This is a genomic window from Rhodovulum sp. ES.010, from assembly GCF_900142935.1.
Classification (GTDB): Bacteria; Pseudomonadota; Alphaproteobacteria; order Rhodobacterales; family Rhodobacteraceae; genus Rhodovulum.
In genome coordinates this window covers 2,705,155-2,726,551 of the sequence record NZ_FSRS01000001.1, presented here as the reverse complement: position 1 = coordinate 2,726,551, position 21,397 = coordinate 2,705,155, and the positions used below count along the sequence as shown (strand labels likewise).

Annotated in this window: 20 protein-coding genes and 1 tRNA gene; 7 read left to right on the top strand and 14 right to left on the bottom strand. The window is 70.3% G+C overall.

Annotated elements, in window-relative coordinates:
- Positions 1-6: 6 nt before the first annotated feature.
- The 5 genes from BUR28_RS13425 to fliL form a co-directional block, all read right to left on the bottom strand.
- Positions 7-2,265, bottom strand: a complete 2,259-nt coding sequence (locus BUR28_RS13425) for a hypothetical protein (protein WP_074220590.1) — start codon at positions 2,263-2,265, stop codon at positions 7-9.
- Entirely contained in the window at positions 2,262-3,131 is an 870-nt protein-coding gene (gene motA, locus BUR28_RS13420; RefSeq protein WP_074220589.1) for a flagellar motor stator protein MotA, read from the bottom strand. The genes BUR28_RS13425 and motA overlap by 4 nt, the downstream gene beginning before the upstream one ends.
- A gap of 64 nt (positions 3,132-3,195) precedes the next feature.
- Positions 3,196-3,795 (bottom strand): MotE family protein, encoded by a 600-nt coding sequence (locus BUR28_RS13415; protein WP_074220588.1) that lies wholly within the window; start codon positions 3,793-3,795, stop codon positions 3,196-3,198.
- Positions 3,792-4,244, bottom strand: a complete 453-nt coding sequence (locus BUR28_RS13410) for a hypothetical protein (RefSeq protein WP_074220587.1) — start codon at positions 4,242-4,244, stop codon at positions 3,792-3,794. Before BUR28_RS13410 ends, BUR28_RS13415 begins: the two co-directional genes overlap by 4 nt.
- A 10-nt stretch (positions 4,245-4,254) precedes the next feature.
- Entirely contained in the window at positions 4,255-4,752 is a 498-nt protein-coding gene (fliL, locus tag BUR28_RS13405) for a flagellar basal body-associated FliL family protein (RefSeq protein ID WP_074220586.1), read from the bottom strand.
- Between the two features lie 137 nt (positions 4,753-4,889).
- Here fliL and fliF point away from each other — a divergent pair, with 137 nt between their 5' ends.
- Genes fliF through fliP form a run of 4 tightly spaced genes read left to right on the top strand, consistent with a single transcriptional unit; the run spans position 4,890 to position 8,129 of the window.
- The gene (fliF, locus tag BUR28_RS13400) at positions 4,890-6,509 is read left to right on the top strand and encodes a flagellar basal-body MS-ring/collar protein FliF (protein WP_254813750.1); all 1,620 of its coding nucleotides are present in this window, start codon (positions 4,890-4,892) and stop codon (positions 6,507-6,509) included.
- Positions 6,506-7,102, top strand: coding sequence for a FliH/SctL family protein (locus BUR28_RS13395; protein WP_074220584.1), 597 nt, complete (start codon positions 6,506-6,508; stop codon positions 7,100-7,102). The genes fliF and BUR28_RS13395 overlap by 4 nt, the downstream gene beginning before the upstream one ends.
- Positions 7,095-7,388 (top strand): FliM/FliN family flagellar motor switch protein, encoded by a 294-nt coding sequence (locus BUR28_RS13390; RefSeq protein WP_074220583.1) that lies wholly within the window; start codon positions 7,095-7,097, stop codon positions 7,386-7,388. Before BUR28_RS13395 ends, BUR28_RS13390 begins: the two co-directional genes overlap by 8 nt.
- A 3-nt stretch (positions 7,389-7,391) precedes the next feature.
- Positions 7,392-8,129: a flagellar type III secretion system pore protein FliP gene (fliP, locus tag BUR28_RS13385; protein WP_074220582.1), complete on the top strand. Its 738-nt coding sequence runs from the start codon at positions 7,392-7,394 to the stop codon at positions 8,127-8,129.
- A gap of 442 nt (positions 8,130-8,571) precedes the next feature.
- Here fliP and BUR28_RS13380 read toward each other — a convergent pair whose 3' ends face one another.
- The 5 genes from BUR28_RS13380 to BUR28_RS13360 all read right to left on the bottom strand — a co-directional run bounded on the left by BUR28_RS13380 (position 8,572) and on the right by BUR28_RS13360 (position 14,483).
- The gene (locus BUR28_RS13380) at positions 8,572-9,675 is read right to left on the bottom strand and encodes a flagellar basal body P-ring protein FlgI (protein ID WP_074220581.1); all 1,104 of its coding nucleotides are present in this window, start codon (positions 9,673-9,675) and stop codon (positions 8,572-8,574) included.
- Positions 9,675-10,685 carry a flagellin gene (locus tag BUR28_RS13375; RefSeq protein ID WP_074220580.1) on the bottom strand — a complete coding sequence of 337 codons (1,011 nt, stop codon included), beginning with the start codon at positions 10,683-10,685 and terminating at the stop codon, positions 9,675-9,677. Before BUR28_RS13375 ends, BUR28_RS13380 begins: the two co-directional genes overlap by 1 nt.
- A gap of 3 nt (positions 10,686-10,688) precedes the next feature.
- On the bottom strand, positions 10,689-12,146 hold the full coding sequence (flgK, locus tag BUR28_RS13370) for a flagellar hook-associated protein FlgK (RefSeq protein WP_074220579.1): 1,458 nt from the start codon (positions 12,144-12,146) through the stop codon (positions 10,689-10,691).
- A 37-nt stretch (positions 12,147-12,183) separates the two neighbouring features.
- Positions 12,184-13,533, bottom strand: coding sequence for a flagellar hook protein FlgE (locus BUR28_RS13365; RefSeq protein WP_074220578.1), 1,350 nt, complete (start codon positions 13,531-13,533; stop codon positions 12,184-12,186).
- A gap of 86 nt (positions 13,534-13,619) precedes the next feature.
- The gene (locus tag BUR28_RS13360) at positions 13,620-14,483 is read right to left on the bottom strand and encodes an OmpA/MotB family protein (RefSeq protein ID WP_074220577.1); all 864 of its coding nucleotides are present in this window, start codon (positions 14,481-14,483) and stop codon (positions 13,620-13,622) included.
- Positions 14,484-14,713: 230 nt separating this feature from the next.
- On the opposite strand from BUR28_RS13360, the gene BUR28_RS13355 reads away from it, so the two are divergent.
- Positions 14,714-15,640, top strand: coding sequence for a ring-cleaving dioxygenase (locus tag BUR28_RS13355; RefSeq protein ID WP_074220576.1), 927 nt, complete (start codon positions 14,714-14,716; stop codon positions 15,638-15,640).
- Between the two features lie 34 nt (positions 15,641-15,674).
- Here the strand turns inward: BUR28_RS13355 and BUR28_RS13350 are convergent.
- The 4 genes from BUR28_RS13350 to BUR28_RS13335 all read right to left on the bottom strand — a co-directional run bounded on the left by BUR28_RS13350 (position 15,675) and on the right by BUR28_RS13335 (position 19,269).
- Positions 15,675-15,750 (bottom strand) — tRNA-Thr (locus BUR28_RS13350).
- A 56-nt stretch (positions 15,751-15,806) separates the two neighbouring features.
- The gene (locus tag BUR28_RS13345; protein ID WP_074220575.1) at positions 15,807-17,204 is read right to left on the bottom strand and encodes a heme biosynthesis protein HemY; all 1,398 of its coding nucleotides are present in this window, start codon (positions 17,202-17,204) and stop codon (positions 15,807-15,809) included.
- Positions 17,205-17,217: 13 nt separating this feature from the next.
- Positions 17,218-18,462: a COG4223 family protein gene (locus BUR28_RS13340; RefSeq protein ID WP_074220574.1), complete on the bottom strand. Its 1,245-nt coding sequence runs from the start codon at positions 18,460-18,462 to the stop codon at positions 17,218-17,220.
- A gap of 81 nt (positions 18,463-18,543) precedes the next feature.
- A complete protein-coding gene (locus BUR28_RS13335) occupies positions 18,544-19,269 on the bottom strand; it encodes a uroporphyrinogen-III synthase (protein WP_254813749.1) in 726 nt (241 codons plus the stop codon).
- 76 nt (positions 19,270-19,345) lie between these two features.
- Between BUR28_RS13335 and tsaD the strand changes: the two genes are divergently transcribed.
- Entirely contained in the window at positions 19,346-20,434 is a 1,089-nt protein-coding gene (gene tsaD / locus BUR28_RS13330) for a tRNA (adenosine(37)-N6)-threonylcarbamoyltransferase complex transferase subunit TsaD (protein WP_074220573.1), read from the top strand.
- Positions 20,431-21,396 (top strand): NAD(P)H-dependent glycerol-3-phosphate dehydrogenase, encoded by a 966-nt coding sequence (locus BUR28_RS13325; RefSeq protein WP_074220572.1) that lies wholly within the window; start codon positions 20,431-20,433, stop codon positions 21,394-21,396. Before tsaD ends, BUR28_RS13325 begins: the two co-directional genes overlap by 4 nt.
- Position 21,397: the final 1 nt, after the last annotated feature.

Sequence of the window (21,397 nt, the reverse complement as noted above, 5' to 3'; positions counted from 1 at the left end):
GCCGCTCTACGGCCCTTCATCCTGCGCCCCGAGAAGCGCCTCGAGACGGGCACGCATCTCGCCGCTGCCCTCGACCAGCGCGCGGGCCCCGGAGAGCGACGGCGCGGCCTCGGGGGCGTAGCGTGCCGCGGGCGTTTCGTCCTGCAACGTGGCATAGCCGCGTTGGGGATCGGCGCCGACGGCTTCGACAAGCGGCCAGTCGCGGGTGCGCCAGGCGAGGCCGGCCTGGCGCTCGGTCTCGCCCGCCTCGCCGTAGTGGCGCGCCGCCGCCGCGAGGTCGCCGCTCAGCCGGGCGGCCTCGGCCCGCAGGCGGTCGTAGTCCGGGCCTTCGAGCCCGGAAAGGTACTGAAGCGCCGGTCCCGGTCGGCCCCGCGCCAATTCCACGCGGGCACGCGCGACGCGCTCGACGGTCGTCCCCTGGGGCGGGACATCGGCCACGATCTCCTCGGCCCGGTCGGTGAAGCCCAGGTCGAGCAGGCGGCCCGCAGCCACCAGGCGGGCCTGCGGCTGCAGGGTGACCTCGGGATCGGCGAGCAGGCCGGAAACCGCCTCGCGCAGCAGGTCGGCATCGCTGCCGGCGCGTCCCAGGCGCATCATGAGTTCGCTGGCCAACGCCTCGTCCGTCTTGAGGTCGTGATGCCGGAGCATGCCGAACGCGGTCTCGAAATTGCCCCGCGCGGCGTGGCCGCGGATCGCCAGCGCAAGGAGCCCACGGCCGGTGGGCGTGCCCCGGCGTTCGTAGGCGAGCGCCTCGGCCAGGGCGAGCGCATCCGCCTCGGGCAGCCGGTCCTCGGACAGGTCCGCCTCGATGCGCAGAGCCAGCGCCCCGGGCGATTCCAGGCCGCCCTTCGACAGAACTTCCTCGATCCGGCGGTTGGCGGAGTCGACCTGCCCGCGCGAGAGGTCGAGGCGCGCCTCGATGATGGCGAGGTCGCCCGTCCGGCCCGCCTCGCCCGCGCGCGCCACGGCATTCCGCACCCGGTCGGCGGCCGCCGCGTTCCCGGCAGAGAGGAAGCGGTCGGCCAGGATCGGACCGAGGTGGCGCCTCAGATGGACCGGCAGTTCCGAGAAACTGCGGATGACGACGGCCTCGTCGACCGTGCTGTCGTCGGGCAGTTCCTTCGCGGCGAGGATGGCCCACATCGCCGCGCGAGACGGGCAGGACAGCTGCCCCTCGAAGAGCTCGGGCCGCCGGGCATGCCCCTGGTCGAAGATCGCCCCGATTTCCCGCCAGACCGGCGCGGGCGGCGTCGCGAGTCCCACCTCGTCGATCACCGCGCGGGCCTCCGCGCCGAAGCCGAAGGCGAGATAGGCACGCACGAGCTCCTCCGCCCCGGCCGGGTCGGGCACGTCGCGCATGTCCAGAAGCGCGCCGCGCTTCTCGGCGATCAGGGTCGCGGGCCGGGCATCGGCGCCGAGCTGGACGAAATCGAAATAGCTTTCGGGCAGACAGGCCGTTCCGGTCGCGGACTGCGGCGGCACGCCGTCCGCACCGCCCAGCCCCCGGTCGATGCTGGTTTCGACGCGCATATGCGCGCGGTCGTCAAGGCCGGGCAAAGGCGGTTCGGGCGGCGGCTCGGCGCTTGCGGCGGTCGGCTCCGGCGCGGCGGGCGTCTCAGCGGGCGGCGTGTCGGCCACGTCGAAGGCGGGCTCCAGCAAGCCCTGCGAGGCGGCGCGCCCGATCTGCTTGAGCAGGTCGTTCCGCGCGCTTTCCACCCGCGGGTCGGGCGCGGCGGGGCGCCGCTCCGGCGGAAGGAAGCGACCGACAAGGGGCGGCGGCGGCGTGCGACCGACATCGATCGGAAGGCGCACGGCCGGGCGGGGCGCGACCGGCTCGGGGACGGGCGCGGGCGGCGGGTCGGGCTGCGCCTGGGCAAGCGGCGTCTCGAACGGCGAGCCCTGCGGCGGGGGGCCGTCACGGATGTCGAGGACGACGACCCCGGGCCGCAGCGTGAAGGCCTGGGCATGGACGCCCTCGCCGACCTGCACCGCGACCTCCCCCGGCCCGGCTGCACCGACATCGCGGATCCGCGTGCGCGGAATCAGGTCGAACACACCGTCGAAGCGGAACGCCAGTTCCGCGTTCTCGAAGGCGAGCAGGTAGCCCTCGGCGCTGCGGCCGAGGCGCCAGTCCGCGTCCGGCGGGGTCTCGAAGACGAGCCGGGAAAACGCGGCATGTTCGCCCGAGCGGATCGTCACGGTCTGCGCCAGGCCGGGCGCCGCCAGCGCCAGAAAGAGAGCGAGGGCGATCAGGAACCGGCTCATGCGGCCTCCTGCTTGGCGGCCTTCAAGGCCTCTTCGAGGTCGGAGAAGCTGGGGCGGCGGTCGCCGGGCGTGTTCTGGCGCCCGACCTCGATGCAGATCGCGGGCGAATGGTTGTGCAGGTTGGCCACCAGCACCTCGCGGATGAGCAGGTAGAAATGGGCGTCCTCCTCGACCACGGTCTTCACCTTCGTGGCGAACGGCCCGACCAGGCCGTAGGCCAGGAACACGCCGAGAAAGGTGCCGACGAGCGCGCCGCCGATCATCTTGCCGAGGATCTCGGGCGGCTGGTCGATCGAGCCCATCGTCTTGATCACGCCCAGAACCGCGGCGACGATCCCGAGCGCCGGCAGGCCGTCGGCCATCGTCTGCAGCGCATGGCTCGAATGCATCGAATGGTGCATGTGCGCCTCGAGCCGCTTTTCCAGAACCTCCTCCACCTGGTGCGGATCGTCGTAGTTCATGCTTGCCGCGCGCAGCGTGTCGCAGATCAGTTCGACCGCCTCGTGGTCGGCCACGATCCGGGGATAGCGGCCGAAGATCGCCGAATCGTTCGGCGCCTCGATATGGCTTTCCAGCTCCAGCGGGTTCTGCCGCGCGACCCGGATCATCTCGAACAGGAGGCACAACAGATCGCGGTAATCCTCGGGCTTCCATTTCGGGCCCTTGAAGACCTTGCCCACATCCTTCGCGGTCTGCTTGATAGCCGGCAGATCGTTGCCGATGACGAAGGCCCCGATGGCCGCGCCGCCGATCATCATCATCTCGAAGGGCAGTGCCTTGAGGATGATGCCGAGCTTGCCCCCGGCAGCCATGTAGCCCCCGAAGACCATCGCGAAGATGAGGACGATCCCGATGATGCCGAACATGGGCAGGGCTCCGCTAAAGACTTGGTCCCGCGGACTTTCGCAAGTCCGCGTTAAGAAAGGCTGATCACTCTTGCGGCGCGCGCGCGTTCCGCCCCGCGAGGATCACCGAGATCGAATAGGCGACCGGCGGGTCGAGCCCGGCCATCACCGCCGCGGCGGCGTCCGCCCGCATCCGGCCGAGGAACCCGGCGGCGAATTCGGGATCCATCTCGGCAAAGAGGGCGGCGGCCTCGTCGGGCTTCATGTTCTCGTAGACCGAGGTCAGGCGGGCGACGTCGGACTCGGCCGCCTCGTCGGCGACAGTGATCGTCGAGCGCAACGCCGCTTCGGCGGATTCGAGCGCCGCCATCTGGCGGGCGATCTCCTCTTCGGCGATCTCCAGGGTGGCCGCGCGGTCCTCCAGCGCGGCCGCGCGGGCGTCGATCTCGGCCTCGCGCGCCTTCAGGGCGGCCAGCACCTCGGCGATGTCGGGCGGCGGCGGGCAGGGCTCGGCGGCGGGGGCGGCGGCCGTCGCGTCCGGTTCCCGCGCCGCGAGACCGCGCAACTCCTCGGTCAATGCCTGCGCCGTGCCGCCGCCGAAGCGGATCAAGCCCGACGCCAGGAACAGCCCGGCGATGACGGGCAGAACGGCGCCGCCGCGCAGATAGGACGTCTTCCGACTCATTCCGCGGCCTCCTGCATGCGCCGGCGCCGGAAGAGGGGCGCGGGCGCCTCATCCTCGCCGACAGCGGGCGCGGCGGCCGGGGCAGGGGCCGGATCTGGCGCAGGGGCGGGCGCTTGCGCCTGCGCGGGGGCCGCGCGGGGCGCGGGCGCGGGCGGCGGGGCCTCCCCGGGGAGGTCGTGCATCGCGGCGACCAGCAGTTCCAGCCGGTGCGCCACGTCCTCGGCCCGGCCGGTCAGCGATTGCAGCCCGTCGGTGGAATGCTGCGCCGAGTTCTGCGCCACCTTGAGCGCCTTGGTCATGTCGTCGACCTGGGCCGACAGCACGGCGATCGCGCCCCCCATCCCCTTTTCGAGGTCGTTGAACCGGCGCAGCCGGCGCGCCAGCACATGGCAGTAGAGCGTGGCGCCCAGCGCCCCGGCGATCAGCAGTATATCCGCGATCAAACCCATTCCACTTTCCTCAGTTCAGCACGAATTCCGTGATCAGCAGGTCGCGGACGCGACCCTGGCCGGTCACGAGCTGCACGCGGCGGAGCATCTGCGCCCGGAGCGTGATCAGCGCGGTCGGTTTCTCGAATTCCGCCGCCTCGACGGCGCGGAGATAGCTGTTGAGCACGTCGAGCACCCGCGGCATCAGGAGCGCGACCTCCTGCTGGTAGGTCGGGGTCACCTCGAGCTGGGCGCGGAACCGCAGGTGCCGGCTGCGCGAGTCGGGTCCGAGGCTGATGACCAGGGGCTCGACCTCGACGAAGGTCACGGTGCCAAGCGCCGATTCGTCGGCGTCGCCATGGCCGTCGGCGGCATGGGCCGCCTCGTCGCCACCCCCGAGAATCATGCCCGAATAGATCGCGAAAAAGGCGCCTCCGCCCAGGACCAGCGCCCCCACGAGCCCGAGGATCAGGGGCTTCTTCGATCTGCCGGCGGGTTCTTCCGCCGGATCCGTTGCCGCATCGGCCATCTTCCGGGCCTCCTTGTTCGTCGTCACCTCTATAGCCGCAGGAGGGCTAACCGATTGTTAAGCCGAGCCTGCGAAGGATGTGCGGCAGAAACGGGGCAGAAGCCCCCAGGATCGGGAGACCCATCTTGCAGCAGCTTATGGCCATCTGGACCGGGCTGACCCCGCGCCGCAGGGTGATCGTGATCATCGCCACCGTGGCGATGTTCGCCGCAGTTCTCGCACTGTCGCGCGTGGCCACGACGCCGCGCATGGAACTGCTGTATTCCGGGCTCGACGGCGCCGCCGCGGGCGACGTGATCCGCGCGCTCGACCAGAGCGGCGTCGCCTACGAGGTGCGCGGCCCCGCGATCTACGTCGATGCCAGCCAGCGCGACTCGCTGCGCATGACGCTGGCGAGCGACGGGCTGCCAGCGAACGGCTCGGCCGGCTACGAACTGCTCGACGGGCTGTCGGGCTTCGGCACCACTTCGCAGATGTTCGATGCGGCCTACTGGCGCGCCAAGGAGGGCGAGCTGGCGCGCACGATCCTGGCCAACCCGCAGTTCCGCAGCGCCCGCGTGCATATCGCCACGCCGACCGCCCGGCCCTTCGCCCGCAACATCAAGCCGTCGGCGGCGGTCACCGTGGGCGCGGCCGGCGGCGCGCTGGCGCCCGCCCAGGCCAAGGCGCTGCGTTTCCTCGTCGCCTCCAGCGTCGCCGGCCTGGCGCCCGAGGACGTCTCCGTGATCGACGCCAATACCGGCACGGTCGTCACCGACGACGCCATTCCGGGATTCGGCTCCGGCGCCGACGACCGCTCGGACGCGCTCAAGGCGCGGCTGGAGCGGCTGCTCGCCGCGCGCCTCGGGCCCGGACGGTCGGTGGTCGAGGTCAGCGTCGAGACCGAGATGCAGAGCGAGTCGATCCGCGAACGCCGCATCGACCCCGATTCGCGCATCGCCATCAGCGCCGACAACGAGGAACGGTCCACCAGTTCCAGCGACACCGGCGGCGGCGCCGTCACCGTGGCCAGCAACCTGCCCGAGGGCGAGGGCGCGGCCGAGCGGTCCGCCCAACGCAAGGAAACCGAGACCCGGGAACGCGTGAACTACGAGGTCTCCGAGACCGAGCGCGAGATCCTGCGGGCCCCCGGCGCGATCAAGCGGCTCAGCGTCGCGGTGCTGGTCGACGGCGTCACCTCGCTCGACGACCAGGGCAACGAAACCTGGGCCCCGCTCCCCGAGACCGAGCTGGAGGCGTTGCGCGAACTCGTCGCCTCGGCGGCCGGCTTCGATGCCGAGCGCGGCGACGTGATCACCTTGAAGTCGATGCCCTTCGAGCCGGTGGAGACACTCGGCACCGGCCCGCAGTCCAGCCTGTTCGGAGATGTCGCGCTCGATCCGCTGACCCTGATCCAGCTGGGCGTTCTGGCCGTGGTCGCGCTGATCCTCGGCCTGTTCGTGGTGCGCCCGATCCTGGCCGGCGGCGCCCGGCCCGGCCCGGTCGGCCTGCCTGCTCCCGCGGGCGGCGAGCCGGCGGCGCTGAACCAACCCTGGCTCGATGGCGAGATCAATCCCGATGACGAACCGGCCGGCCTGCCGATGGCCGCCCCGATGACGATGAACACCCTGGACCCGGCCGATTTCACCGACAGCGGCTTCGGCGCGACCGACGAGGACCCGGTGGATCGTCTGCGCGACCTGATCGAGCGGCGCCGTGACGAATCCGTCGCCATCCTGCGCGGCTGGATGGAAGACCGGCAGGAGACCCCGCAATGAACCGGCTGCGTCTCGAAGACTTCGCGGCGCCTGCGCCGCAGCAGCCCGCCGCCGCGCCGCCCGAACCGCCCGACGCCCAGGACATCCGGCTGAACGCCTATGAAGAGGGCTACAAGGCCGGCTGGGACGACGCCGCGGCCGCAGAGAACGAGGAGCATGCACGTGTCTCGGCCGATTTCGCCAAGACACTGCAGGAGATGTCGTTCAGTTATCACGAGGCGCGGGCGCATGTGCTCGCCGCGCTCGGGCCGCTGCTGACCGCGATGGTCGAGCGGGTCGTGCCGCATATCGCCTCCGCGGGCTTTGCCCGGACGGTGGTCGAGACCGCGATGCAGATGGCCGAGGCCGAGGCCAACCGGCCGGTCCGGCTGCGCATCAACCCCGATAACCGCGAGGCGCTGGACGCCCTGATCGGCGAGGATCCGGGCCTGCCGCTGGCCATCGTCGACGATGACACGGTCGGGCCGGGCCAGGCGCTCGTCTCGGGCACCGAGTCCGAATGCGAGATCGATATCGACGGGATGCTGGCCGCGATCCAGACCGCGCTCGACGAATTCCTGAAGACCGAAGAGGAGGCCAGACGCCATGGCTGAGACCACGCAAGACGGCCCGGGCGAGGCGCTGGGCGCGAAATTCCTCGACCAGGTCCCGATCGAGATCACGGTCTCGGTCGGCAAGGCCCGGCCGCTTCTGCGCGATCTGCTGCGGATCGACCGCGGCGGCATCCTGCCGCTCGACCGCCGTATCGACGACCCGGTCGAACTCTATATCGGCGACCGGCTGATCGCGCGGGGCGAGTTGCAGGAGGTGGACGGCGACCAGCCCGGCCAGATCGCCGTGCGACTGACCGAGGTGATCGACGTGGCCTCGGGCGACTGACCCATGCGCGCCCTCCCGATCCTCGCCCTTGTCTGCCTTGCCGCGCTTGCCGCGCCGGCCGCGGCGCAGGACATCTCGATTTCCTTCGGCGAGGGCGGGTCCCTGGCGGGGCGCGGCGTGCAGCTGATCCTTCTGGTGACGGTGCTGAGCCTCGCGCCCGGCCTCGCGATCATGGTGACGTGCTTTCCCTTCATCGTCACGGTGCTCGCGATCCTGCGCCAGGCGATCGGGTTGCAGCAGTCGCCGCCCAACATGCTCATCGTGAGCCTCGCGCTTTTCCTGACCTATTTCGTGATGGAACCGACCTTCAGCCAGGCCTGGCAGGAGGGCGTCACGCCGCTGGTCGAGGAAACCCTGTCCTACGAGGAGGCGTTCCCAAGGATCATCGAGCCGTTCCGCGGCTTCATGGCCGCCCGGGCGGAAGCCGACACCTTCGCCTCTCTCGGCTCGCTCCGCCCGGAATTCGACGCGGAACAGCCGATCGCGGACGCGCCGCTGTCGGTGCTGGTGCCCGCGTTCATGCTCAGCGAGATCCAGCGGGCCTTCGAGATCGGCTTCCTGATCTTCCTGCCCTTCCTGATCATCGACCTCGTGGTCGCGGCGATCCTGATGTCGATGGGGATGATGATGGTTCCGCCGGCCATGGTCGCGATGCCGTTCAAGCTTGCCTTCTTCGTGGTGGCGGACGGCTGGACCCTGATCTCCGAAGCGCTTGTCCGCGGATACTTCCCCGCCGGTTAGAAACCCCGACCGCAAGGTCGGCCCGGGCCGCACATCGCGCGGCCGGCCGGCCGGGACGCATCGCCGTCCTGTCCGATGCATCTTCGCCAGCGGAGAACCGCGCACGCGGTTCAGCCAGGCAGCGCCTGTCAACACCGCGGCACGATTGCCCGCGGTGTTCGCGTCGAACGCCATATCGCACGCTGCCCACGGGCCTGCGGGTGGGACGCCCCGCGAAAGGCGGCCCGGGCGGCGAAAAGCGTGTTCGGGATGAAGCGCGGCGCGCTCCCGGACGGGGCGGAAAACCGGAACACGATGGGCCCGCCTGCGCCGCGACCGCAGCCGGGACAAAGGTGGTCAGCGGTGCCGCAGGTCGGGGCGGGCGCCCGCCGGGAATGAACTGGACTGGCTCCGGCGGGCGGCCCCTTGAACGGCCGCGCCCCGGGCGCGGGCGATCCGGGCGTCAGCGCACCACGAATTCCGCATGCAGCGCGCCGGCGGCCTTGATGCTCTTGAGGATGTCGATCATGTCGCGCGGGGCCACGCCAAGCGCGTTCAGCCCGGCCACCACCTCGGAGAGCGAGGCGCCCTCGTCGATCTCGGCCAGGCCGATCCCCGGCTCCTCCTCGATCGCGGCCCGGGTGCGGGGCACCACGACCGTCTGGCCCTCGGCGAAGGGGTTCGGCTGAACCACCATCGGCTCTTCCTCGATCCGCAGCGTCAGGTTGCCCTGGGAAACGGCGACGCGGGAAATGCGGACATCCTCGCCCATCACGATCGTGCCAGAGCGCTGGTCGACGACCACGCGGGCCTTGCGCTGGGGCTCGACGGTGATGCTTTCGATCCGCTGCAGCGCATGGGCCGGCGAGGGCGCGCGGGTGGCGGCAATGTCCAGCACGACCGTACCAGCATCGATCATCCGCGCCACGCCGCGCCCGAAACTGTTGTTGATCGCCGCCTCGATCCGACCGGCGGTCGTGAAATCGGGGCTGCGCAACGCAAGCCGCAGGGACGTCATCGCGGTGAAATCGAACTCGATCTCGCGCTCGACCCGCGCGCCGGCGGGAATCACGCCCGATGTGGGCACCCCCTGGATCACCTGGGCACCATCGCCCTCGGCCGAGGCGCCGCCGGCGATGATCGTGCCCTGGGCGACGGCGTAGATCTGGCCGTCCGCGGCGTTGAGCGGCGTCATCACGAGCGTGCCGCCGAGCAGGCTCTTGGCGTCGCCGATCGCCGAGACGGTGACATCGATCTGCGACCCGGTCCGGGAGAACGGCGGCAACGTCGCGGTGACGAAGACCGCGGCCACGTTCTTGGGCCGGAACTGCTCGCCGGTAACGTTAACGCCCAGCCGTTCGAGGATGTTCGACATGATCTCCTCGGTGAAGGGCGCGTTGCGGATACCGTCGCCGGTTCCGTTCAGGCCGACGACGAGGCCGTAGCCCACGAGGTCGTTGCCGCGCACGCCGTCGAACTCCACGAGGTCCTTGATGCGGATCGGCGTCGCGTTTGCGGGAACGGCGATCATCAGCGCGAGAAGGCCGAGGAGGAACCGGCGTATCATCAGAGGTAATCCGCTAGGCTGAGGCGCGACAGGCGCGCGGTGACGGTATAGACGGTTTCGAGCTGCACCTGGACCGCCTGGAGATCGCTCGCGGCCTCGTACTGGTCGACGGCGAGCATGTCGGCGCGGGCAAGGTCGAGCAGGTTGCGGTTCGCGGCGTTCTCGGTGCCGATCTCCTCGATCCGCGACTGGGCGATGCCGACTTCGGCCATCAGGTCGATCAGGCCGCCATTGCTCGACATCATGCGTTCCCCGGCCGCCCCGGCGAGCTCGGATCGCTCCGAGAGATCGCCGGCCAGAACGGTCGGGTCCGACAGCACCGCGGCTGTTGCGAACGCCTTCAGCGCATCGCGGATTTCGGGGTCGGCGGCGGTGACGTCGAGCTGCATGCTGTGGGAATCGTTCAGGCGAACCTTTCCTGTCGGCAGGTCGGAACCGAGATAGCCAGAGGACTCGAACGCCCCGCCGGGCGTGTCGAACCAGGCGTCAATGGCGGTGAGCACGTCCTCGGCCTGGGTCAGGCCGGTGATGCTGGTCTGGATCGCGGCCAGCATGTCCTCGCCCGACGCGAGCGCCCGAGAGTCGGTGGCGGCCCCGGCAAAGAGGCTGCGGCCCGCGGTCTGGTTGTTCAGCGACGCGACCGACAATTCGAACCATTCCCGCGCGTCCTTGCCCAGCGCTTCGACGGTCTGGGCGCTGTGCATCGTCGACGCGTCGAGCAGCGAGGGGCTCAGCGTGGTGGCGGCATCGCTGATGCGCGCCAGGGTCAGCTGCATCGCGTCGGTGGTAAGCGCGGCCTCCTTGGTGGCGAGATCGTAGGAGTCCATCACCTTGAGGCTCCGGTCGATGGCGCCGAGGGATCTGAAATCGCCGCGCAACCGGCCGGCCGGGTCGGTGGTCTGGCCGGTGGTCACCTCTTCGCCCAGGCGGTCGAGGCGCGCCTTGATCTCGGCGGTGTGGTTGCGCAGGTTGAAGCTGCGGGCGAGATCGCCGATGGACACGAAGGACATGGCTCAGATCTCCATCAGCATCTGCATCATCTCGTCGACCGCCTGGATGACCTTGGCGTTCGCGGCATAGGCCTGCTCGTAGAGCATCAGATTCTGCAATTCGGCATCGGTATCGACACCGCCCTGAAGCTCGGCCTCCTTGAGCGCATTGGTCCGCGCGCTGGCAAACCCTTCTTCCTCGGCCGCCCAGTGCGCCTGGACCGAGATTCGCGAAACCGCTTCGGTCGCCAAGCCGGAGGCGGACATGGGCTGGCTTCCGAACGTACCCGACGACGGCACGCGCGTGTTGGACAGCGCGTCAGCGAACGCGTTCAGGAGGGTCGAGTCGCCCACATCGCCCGCCGCGGGCGCCCCGAGGCCGGTGCGCAGGCGCCAGAGATCTCCGCCCTGGTCAGGGTCCACGGTCGCATTGACGGAAATCCGGGCGGACAGGCCGAGTTCGTTCGCCGGGTCGAGCACGAGACCGTTGTCGGTGAAGAGGCCGGGCGCGCCGGGCGTGGCACTTGGGTCGACGCCGGGCGCCTCGAACCGTTCGATCAGGTCGCGGGCCAGCGCGTCGAGGTTGGCCTGCGCGGCGGGGACGGTCTGGTCGCGCTGCTCGAACAGCGCCTCGAGGCGGCCGCCGCCCATCGGGGCGTGGCTGCCCACGGCGCGCACCGGCTCGCCGTTGAGAGTGAGCCCCGAGAGCGCGCCGCTCGCGATCGTCATGTCCGGCGTGATGACCCCGACCTGGTCGAAGGAGAATTCGGAGGCGCGACCGTCGACCAGCGCCGCGCCGGTTTCGGTGTAGAGCGCGATGGTGCCGTGGTCGCGCTGGATCTGGCGCAGCGGCACCACCTCGGCGATCCGGTCGACGAGCACCTGGCGCTCGTCGAAAAGCGCGCTCATGTCGGTCCTGGTTCCGTAGTGGCTTCGAATCTCGGTGTTGAGATCGGCAATCTCCCGGAGGGTCCCGTTCAGCAACTCCACCTCGCCCGCAATGGCGGAATCGGCCTGCATGCGGATCGATTGCAGATCGTCCGAGGCCATCTGGATGCTGCCCGCCACGGATTGCGCCGCCGTCTTCACGTCGGCAAGGCGCGTGGCGCTGTCGGGCCGGCTGGCCGCGGCGACAAGCGCCGATTCCAGCGCGGCCATGCGCCCGGCGATGGAATCGGGGCTGTCCGGCGTGCCGAGGGCGGCCTCGACCCGGGCCAGGCCGTCGGCACGGGTCTGTGCCTGGCCGAGGTCGGACTGGGACAGGCGCCGGTCGGAGATCAGCGCCAGATTGGTGTCGCGGCGGACCCCGTCGACCTGGACGCCGGAACCGGCGCCCATGACGGTGGACGCCGAGGTTTCCAGAACCCGGCGGCCGTAGCCCTCGGTCAGCGCGTTCGAGATGTTCGAGGACACGACCTGGGCGCCCCGTGACGAGGCATTGAGCCCGGACAGGGCGTTGGACAGGCTCGAACTCAGGCTCATCTCTCACCTCGCAATGGGCCGGCCGCGGGCACGCGGCCTAGCGCTTGATGTTGGTCGTCTCCTGAAGCATCTCGTCCACGGTCTGGATGACCTTGGCGTTCGACGAATAGGCGCGCTGGGTCTGGATCAGTTCGGTCAGTTCGCCCGCCACGTCGGTGGCGGATTCTTCAAGCGAATAGCTGATCACGTCGCCAGTGGGCCCGTCGCCCGCGTCCCACATGAAGAACGAGCCGCTGGTGTCGGAGGTCGTGTAGGTCTGGTTGTCCAGGGCAACGAGGCCGTTCGGGTTGGGCACGTCGATGATCGGCACCTGGTAGATCGTGCGGGTGATGCCGGTGTCGAAGTTCGCCTTGACGAAGCCGTTGCCGTCCACCTCGATCGAGGTCATGTTGCCGACCGGAAAGCCGTTCTTGTTGATGCCCGTGGGCCCGAAACTGTCGGACAGCTGGGTCATGACACCGCCGTCGCCGACGGCGCCGATGGAGATGTCGATCGGGCCGCGATCCACCGTCACCTGGAATTCGCCGCTCGTCGCGTTGTAGGCGCCGCCGATCGGGCCGCCGGCCGGCGGCGGGGTGGGCACACCGCTCGCGTCGACATCGGGTTGCGTGACCGATGCCAGGGTGCCGCCGGACCCGGTGGTGTTGTCGAAGTTCAGCGTGTAGACGCCGACCACCGCACCGCCCTGCGCGGAGTCGCGCAAGGTCATCGTCCACTGGTTCGAAGCCCCCGAGGCCGGCACCGTGGGTGTATAGGTGACATTGATGCTTTGCGACGTGCCCAGGTTGTCGAAATACTCCACCGACAGCGGGATGGTCGTGCCATCGGCCCCCGCGATCGTCTCGGTCGCGGGAAGGTTCACGCCCAGCGTGACCTCCGTCGTCGGTTCCGCGGCGAACTGGTTGGTCTGGATCTGCACCGGACGCAGACCGTCGGAGGTATCGCGCGGGTAGGCCGGGATCGTGCCGTCCGGGTTCGCCGGCCATCCCATCAGGACAAGCCCTGTGGAATTCCGCAGGACCCCGTCTTCATCCGTTCGGAAGGACCCCGTCGTGGTCAGGTACATCGGGTAGTCGTCCGTGTTCGATATCAGCGCCGTCTCCTGCGTCACCGGCAGGAACCCACGTCCGCGCACCGCAAGGTCGGTCGGGTTGTCCGTGGTCTCCAGCGCGCCGGCCTGGTCGATCATCCGGCTCGTGGTGATGCGCACCCCGCCAGCCGAATAGGTACCGGCCACGCTGTCGATAACCATCGAGTGGAAATCGGCCTGGGCCCGCTTGTACCCGTAGGTCTGCGAGTTGGCGATGTTGTCGGAAATCGTCGAAAGACGGTTCGCGTTCGCGGCAAGGCCGGCGACACCGGCATTCAGCGAGGAGGAAATCGTCATCTAAGCACCTTTCTGCTGCTTGGACCCCAGCCCAGAGCAGCGTTACCGAGCGGGGCTTAATGCGGCCCTAACAAGTAAAATGCGCCCTAGTTTGTGATGTCCGATCGCAGAAGCACGAGTTCCAGACGGTTGTTGCGCGGGGCCATCGGGGCATCCACGGCGGGCTTCCGGTCGGCATAGCCGCTGATGCGCTGAAACCGCTCGGGGTCGATGCCCATGTCCTGCAGCATGCGCCGCACCGTCTGCGCCCGCGCCGTCGACAGGTCCCAGACGGGATTCTCGGCCAGCACCACCGGGCGCGCGCTTACATGGCCCGAGACCGAAACCCCGTTGCGCACGATCGCGAAGGCCTGGCCGATGATGGCAACGAGCTCGTCGAGCACGGGCATCGGCGTGGTCGTGTCGGTCTCGAAGAGCGCCGCGTCGTCGAGGTCGAAGATCTCGACGATGAGCCCCTCGTCGGTGAGCCGGGTCACGATGTGGCGCATCATCTGCTCGCTGAGCAGCGTCTCGCCGGCCTTGCCGTTCAGCATGTCCTCGATCTCGCGGAAGACGCTCGCCTCGGCCTGAGACCGGGCCTCGGCGCGGTCCTCGGAGGAACTCTGCGCACCGATCGTGCCGCGGGCCTGGCGTTCGGGCGTCGGGCTCGGCTGGGCCGCGCCGGTGCCGGTCTGGGCGAGCACACGCTCGGAAAACACGCTCTCGCCGCCGAAGGCGCCCTCGCCGCCCCCGGAGACCCGGTTCACCGGGATCGTGGGATTGAAATAGTCCGCAATCCCCTTGCGTTGCTTTTCCGTCGTCGCGTTCAGCAGCCACATCAGCATGAAGAAGGCCATCATGGCGGTCACAAAGTCGGCATACGCGACCTTCCACGCCCCCCCGTGGTGTCCGCCGCCGCCCACGACCTTCTTACGCTTGATGATGACTGGCGCGTTCTGTCCATGCGCCATAGCACCACCTTCGTATTCACCTCACCCCGGTTCTGGCGAGCGGCCCAACCTCCGTGCTAGCGCGCAATCCTGGCGGAATTCGGGCGCAAGACGGCGGCCCCAAGGCATTTTCCGGCCGGCGTGAGCCGCCCGCCCGTGCGATTCTGCACAGGGCCGGTGTCCGATGGCGCCCTTGCCGCGGACGCAGGGGCACCCACCTGCACGGGACACAAGCCAAGGGAGAAGGAACAATGGCACAGCGTGTCGATGGGCTGCATCACGTCACGTCGCTGGCGGGGAATGCGGTGGCGAACAACCGGTTCTTCACCGAAACGCTCGGTCTTCGGCGGGTCAAGAAGACCGTCAACTTCGACGCGCCTGACGTCTACCACCTGTATTTCGGCGACGAGGTCGGCCAGCCCGGCACGCTCATCACCTATTTTCCCTTCGAGGGCGCCCGCCGCGGACGCGGGGGCACGGGCGAAGCCTCGGTCACGGGCTTCTCCGTGCCGCCGTGCAGTCTCGACGCATGGCAGGCCCGGCTCGAAGCAGGATCGGTCGGACCTGTGCACCGGGACCGGCCGTTCGGCGAAGACCGGCTGCTGTTCGAAGGGCCGGACGGCGAGACGCTTGCCCTTGTCGGCACGGCGGACGACCGGAGGCCGTGGGCGGACGGCCCCGTGGCGGCCGACATGGCGATCCGCGGCCTGCATGCGGTGACGCTGCGGCTAGGCGAGAACGAGCCGACGGCCGAGCTTCTGCGGCTCATGGGGTTCCGAGAAATCGGGCGCGAGGGCACGGTCACGCGGCTTGCGCTGGCCGAGCACAACGGCGCGGGCCTCGTCGACCTTGAACGCGTCGACGGTCCGGCGGCGGCGCAGGGGGCGGGGTCGGTGCATCACGTCGCCTTCGCGGTGCCCGACCGGGACGCCCAGGACGCGATGCGCCGAACGCTCGCCGAAGCGGGCCACGGCACGACGCCCGTCATCGACCGAGACTATTTCCACGCGATCTATTTCCGCAGCCCCGGCGGGGTGCTGTTCGAGATCGCGACCAACCTGCCCGGCTTCGCCCGCGACGAGGACCCCGCCCATCTTGGCGAGGCGTTGCAGCTGCCCGAGCAGCACGCGCATCTGCGCGATCGGCTGGAACGTGAGCTTGTCCCGCTGGAGGGGTGAAACGGAAACGGCGCCCCGCGGGGCGCCGTTTCGGTGGTGCCGGTGAAGGGACTCGAACCCCCGACCCCATCATTACGAATGACGTGCTCTACCAGCTGAGCTACACCGGCATCGTGGCGCGGTCTTTAGCACCCCCGCCCGGGGGTGTGTAGACCCTTTTTTCGTCTCAGCCCGCAGGCTTTTCCTTCGGCCCGCCCACCAGCAGCGGCAGCATGTCGGACGCGCCGGGCAGGGCCGCCTGGCCCGAGGCCGCCCGTGTCCACGACATGGTGTCGAACCCGTTGCAGGCGCTGCAGACCGGCGCCCAGGTCTCGTGCACCGTGCCGCAGCTCTCGCAGACCCATTGCGGCCCCTGGGGCGCGCTCAGCGCCCGGGCCAGATAGCCGCGCACCACGCTGTCGTCGGCCCCCATGCCGCGCTCGATCGCGGCCATCAGGGTCAGGACACGCGCGGTCGGATCGCTCTCGGCCAGATCGCCCAGCGCCTTGCGCGCCGCGGGGAAATCCTCGGCGGCAATGTGAAGCTCGGCCATCAGCATGCGGCTTTCGGAGTCGTCGGGGCGCAGCGCAGTCAGGGCCTCGAACCGCTTGATCCGTTCCTCCGGCGTTTCCTCCGGCGCGATCTCGGCGAAGGCGGCGGCAAGGTCGGGATGGGGCTGCACCTCCCAGGCACGCTTGAGCACCTTGGCGGCGGGCTTGGGCTTGTCCTGCTCGACCAGCGCCCGGGCGGCCATGGCAGCCGCGGGCACCAGCGTCGGCGCAAGGCGGTTCGCCTCGATGGCAAGGTCGCGGGCCCGCGGGCCGTTGCCGTCGACCAGCAGGTCGCGCGCCTCGGCCAGCGCCAGCACCGCGTCGCGCCGCTTGTGCACGTCACGCGGCAGGGTGCCGTGGCGCAGCTTGGCATTCAGGGTCGTTCGCGCGCCCTTCCAGTCCTCGTTCCGCGCCTGCAACTGCAGCAGCGCGTCCTGCGTCTCGCCGTGGCGCGGCTTCAGCGCGAACGCCTTCTCGGCAAGCTTCAGCGCGGTGTCGGTGTCGCCCTCCGCCAGCTTCTGCTTCATCAGCCCGCAGACCCCGACAAAGCGGGTGCGGTCGTCCACGACCAGCTTCTTGTAGATGTCGATCGCGCGCCGGGTGTCACCGGTCATCTCCGCCGCCTGGGCGGACAGCAGGTTCGTCAGTTCCGGCCGGCCGAGCAGGCGTTCCGCCTTGGCCGCGTTCGACATCGCCAGCCGCGGTTCGCCCGAGGCGAGCGCGATCATGCCGTCGGCCAGCGCCTGAAATCCGCGCCGCTCGCGCGAGCGGTTGAAGTAGCGCGAAATCGCGGTCTCGTCACCGCTGAGGAAGCGCAGCGTGGCCAGGAGGAGGCCAGCCAGCTTCAGCAGCAGCCAGACGGCGATCACCACCAGAAGACCGAGGATCACCGCCTGCAGCGGGCCCAGGACGAACTCGACCTCGCCGACCGCGATCCGCAGACCCGGCGCGTTTTCCATGAGCACGCCGGCACCGAAGGCCAGCGCGGCGACGAGCCCGACGAAGATGAGGATCTTGAGAAGTGACCAGAGCATGTGTCGCGCGTCCTCAGTTGTTCAGGCTTTGCTCGAGCGCCTCGGCCGCCTCGACGGCGTCGGCACGGGCGGTGGCGTCGGCGATCCAGCCCGACATCTCGTCGCGGACAGGCTCGGGCAGGGTGTCGAGTTCGGCCAGCGCGGCGCGCAGGTCGCCGCCGCGCAGCGCGGCCTCGGCGCGCGACAGGACGGCGTCGGCATCGTCGCCCTCGCGCGGCTCCAGCGAGCGCACGCCCAACTGGTTGCGCAGGAAGGCTCCCACGCGATCGCCGGGATCGCCCTGGGCCTCGACCTCGCGGGCGACGGCCAACGCGGCGCGCGCGGCGGGCGGGAAGTCGTCGCGCAGCTCGGCCATGGTCGGCACGCCCTCGGCGGCGACGGCGGCAAGCGGCTCGGGCACCTCGATGCCCTGGATCTGGTCCAGCGCGCTCTCGAAGGACGCCCCGCTGGCCAGCGCGGCACCGATCCGCATGAGCGCGGCGCGGCTCTCGATTTCGGCGGTGCGCTGCATCGCGGCGTCAAGCTCGGCCTCGGCCTCGTCGGCGACCGAGGCAACCGATTCCGCCAACTGCGCGTTCTCTTCGCGTTGCGCGACCAGTTCGTCGCGCATCGCCGCGATCTCGCGTTCATAGGCGGAGACCGCTTCGGCCGCCTGTTCGCCCGCGGCGGCGACCTGCGTCTTGGCGATCTCCTCGACGCGACCGTCCATCTCATTCAGGCGGCTTTCGAGCCCGCCGATCCGGCCGGCCAGGCCCGACAGGTCGGCTTCGATGGCCTGCAGCGGCTCCGACAGGTCGGGCGGGGCATCGCCGGCGGCACCAAGCTCCGCGACCTGCGCTTCGAGATCGGCCAGCCGCGCGGTGGTCTGCGCAAGCTCGTCCCGGGTCGAGCGCAACGTGGCCTGGGCCTCCTCGCCGAGCCCGGCAATGCCGGGAAAGGGCCAACCCTCGGGCTTGACGTATTGCGCGGCGCCATAGCCGATGCCGGCGGCCAGAACCCCGCCGATAACGGGACCGAGAAGCCCGCCGCGCCGGCGTGCGGGCGCCTGCGACGCGGTCGTGTTATCGGCCGGGCTGTCGGCCCGGAAACCCGCCTGGTCGTCGTCGAGCGCCGTCGGATCCTCGCCGCTGCGCTCTTCCGTTTCGGCTTCCGCCTCTGACGGCGTGTTCGACATGGCCTCTTCGGCCGCAGGGGCGGCGTCGGATTGCGACCGGTTGTCGGGCTCCTGCGAGTCCTTGTCGTCTTTGGTGTTGGCCACGGAAAACCGCCTTTCGATTCGTTCAGTCCCAGACCGCGCCCGGCGCGACGCAGCGCACCATAAAGAGTTGCCGTAACGGCCTCAAGGCGCTGCAGGCGCCGCGAGCAATTCGCCCAGCGCGTCCAGCATGGCCTCCGCATCGGGCCGTGCGGCCTCGCGCAGGCGGAACGGTGCGGGGCCGCGCCACGCCTGCGTCACCGCCGGACTCATCGCCACGATGTCGAGCCGCGCCGACCGGCCCTCGAAGGCGGCGCCGACAAGTGAGGCCGAGCGGGGCGAGAACAGCGGCAGCAAGGTCGCGGGCGCCGCGGCGGCACGCGCAAGCGCGGCATCGTCCAGGGGGATCGCCCGCTGCCGGTAGATGACCCGCGACTCGACCTCGAAACCCAGCGCCGCGAGATCGCCCACCACGTCGCCGGCGGCATGCTCGCCGCGCAGGTGCAACAGCCGGCCGCCGGGCGCGTGGGCCGCGATATCGCGCACCAGCGCGGTTGCCGTGCCATCCGAGGCGGTGGCGGTGGCGAATCCGGCGGCCCGTGCCGCCTGGGCGGTGCGGTCGCCAACGCACCAGGCAGGCAGCGTGCGGTCGGATTGCACCTCCGCGAAGGCCGCGACGCCGTTCTCCGAGGTGAAGATGAGGCCGTCCACCCCGTCGAGCGGAACCGGGTCGTCGTCGGGCACGATCTCCATCACCGGCGCGGTCACGATCTCCACGCCCGTGCCGAAACGGGCGGTGAAGGCGTCGGCGAAGCGGGCCGACTGCGGGCGAGGACGGGTCAGCAGCAGAAGGGGCAGGTCGGGGGGCAAGGCGGGTGTCCACGGGATTGTGCCTGTCGTGGCGGTGGTGTTACCTGCCGACGACAGACGAGGCAACGGCAGAACCATGGGCGAGACGCTCACGATCCTTGGGCTGGAAAGCAGCTGCGACGACACGGCCGCGGCGGTGGTCCGTAAGCGCGGGGAGGCGCCGCCCGAGATCCTGTCCTCAGTTGTGCGCGGACAGGCCGAGTTGCACGCGCCCTTCGGCGGCGTCGTGCCAGAGATCGCGGCCCGCGCCCATGCCGAGAAGCTGGATCTTTGTGTGGAAGAAGCGCTGGCGCAGGCCGGGGTCGGCCTCGGCGATCTCGACGCGATCGCGGTCACGGCGGGGCCGGGGCTGATCGGCGGCGTGCTCTCGGGCGTGATGTGCGCCAAGGGGATCGCCGCGGCGACCGGGCTGCCGCTGGTGGGGGTGAACCACCTGGCAGGACACGCCCTGACGCCGCGGCTGACCGACCGGCTGACCTTTCCCTACCTGATGCTGCTGGCCTCGGGCGGGCATTGCCAGTTCCTCGCCGTCGAGGGGGCGGAGACCTTCACCCGGCTTGGCGGCACCATCGACGACGCGCCGGGCGAGGCGTTCGACAAGACCGCCAAGCTGCTCGGCCTACCGCAACCGGGCGGGCCGGCGGTCGAGGCCGAGGCCGCGCAGGGCGATGCCGCCCGGTTCGCCTTTCCGCGCCCGCTGCTCGACCGGCCGGGCTGCGACATGTCCTTTTCGGGTCTGAAGACCGCGCTCCTGCGGGCGCGCGATGCCCTGATCGCCGAGAAAGGCGGGATCACTCGGGCCGACCGCGCCGATCTGTGCGCCGCGTTCCAGGCCGCGGTGCGCGACGTGCTGGCCGAAAAGGCGCGCCGCGCCATTGCCGCGGCGCCGGCGGGCCTGACCGCGCTAGCCGTTGCCGGCGGGGTCGCCGCGAACCGCACGGTCCGCGCGGCATTGGAAGAGGTGGCCGGCGCGGCGCAGTTGCCCTTCGTCGCCCCGCCGCTCGCGCTCTGCACCGACAACGCCGCGATGATCGCCTGGGCGGGGCTGGAGCGGTTCCGGGCGGGCGGGCGCGACGACATGCGGCTGGCCGCGCGCCCGCGCTGGCCGCTGGACGACCGCAGCCCCGCGCTGGTGGGCGCGGGCAAGAAGGGAGCGAAGGCATGAACCGGATCGGAATCGCAGGCGCCGGCGCTTTCGGAACGGCGCTGGCCGTGACGCTGGCACAGGCGGGACGGGAAGTGGTCCTGTGGGGCCGGCACGCGGCGCGTGTCCACGAGATGCGTGCCGCGCGGGAAAACCCGTTGCTCACGGGGGTCGCGCTGCAGGAAAACGTCTCTGTTTCGGCCGAAATCGGCGATATCGCCGCCTGCGACGCGGTGCTTCTAACGGTGCCCACACAGGCGCTGTCCGGCCTTCTGGACGACCACGGCGCGGCGCTGGACGGCCGCGCGCTGGTGGCCTGCTGCAAGGGGGTGGACCTGGCCACGGGGCGCGGCCCCACCGCGTTGATCGCCGAGGCGTGCCCCGGCGCGACGCCCGCGGTCCTGACCGGGCCGAGCTTCGCCGCCGATATCGCGCGCGGCCTGCCCACCGCGCTGACGCTCGCCTGTGCCGAGGCCGATGCCGGCGCGCACCTGCAGGACCGGCTGTCGACCCCGAGCCTGCGCCTTTACCGCTCCACCGATGTCGTGGGGGCGGAACTGGGCGGCGCGCTCAAGAACGTGATGGCCATTGCCGCGGGGATCGTGATCGGATCGGGCCTTGGCGAAAGTGCGCGCGCGGCGCTGATCACGCGGGGTTTTGCCGAGATGCAGCGATTTGCCCGCGCCTACGGGGCCGACCCCGAGACCCTGGCCGGGTTGTCGGGCTTCGGCGACCTCGTCCTGACCTGCACCAGCGCGCAGTCGCGCAACTTCGGCTACGGCGTTGCGCTGGGCGAGGGGGCGTATTTCGACCCGCATGTGACGGTGGAGGGCGCGCCCACCGCGCGGGCCGTCGCCGCCATCGCCCAGGCCCGCGCCATCGACATGCCGGTGACGCAAAGCGTGGCCCACGTGATCGACGGCAGGCGCAGCATCCAGGAAGCCGTGAAGATCCTGCTGAGCCGCCCCCTTAAGGAGGAATGAT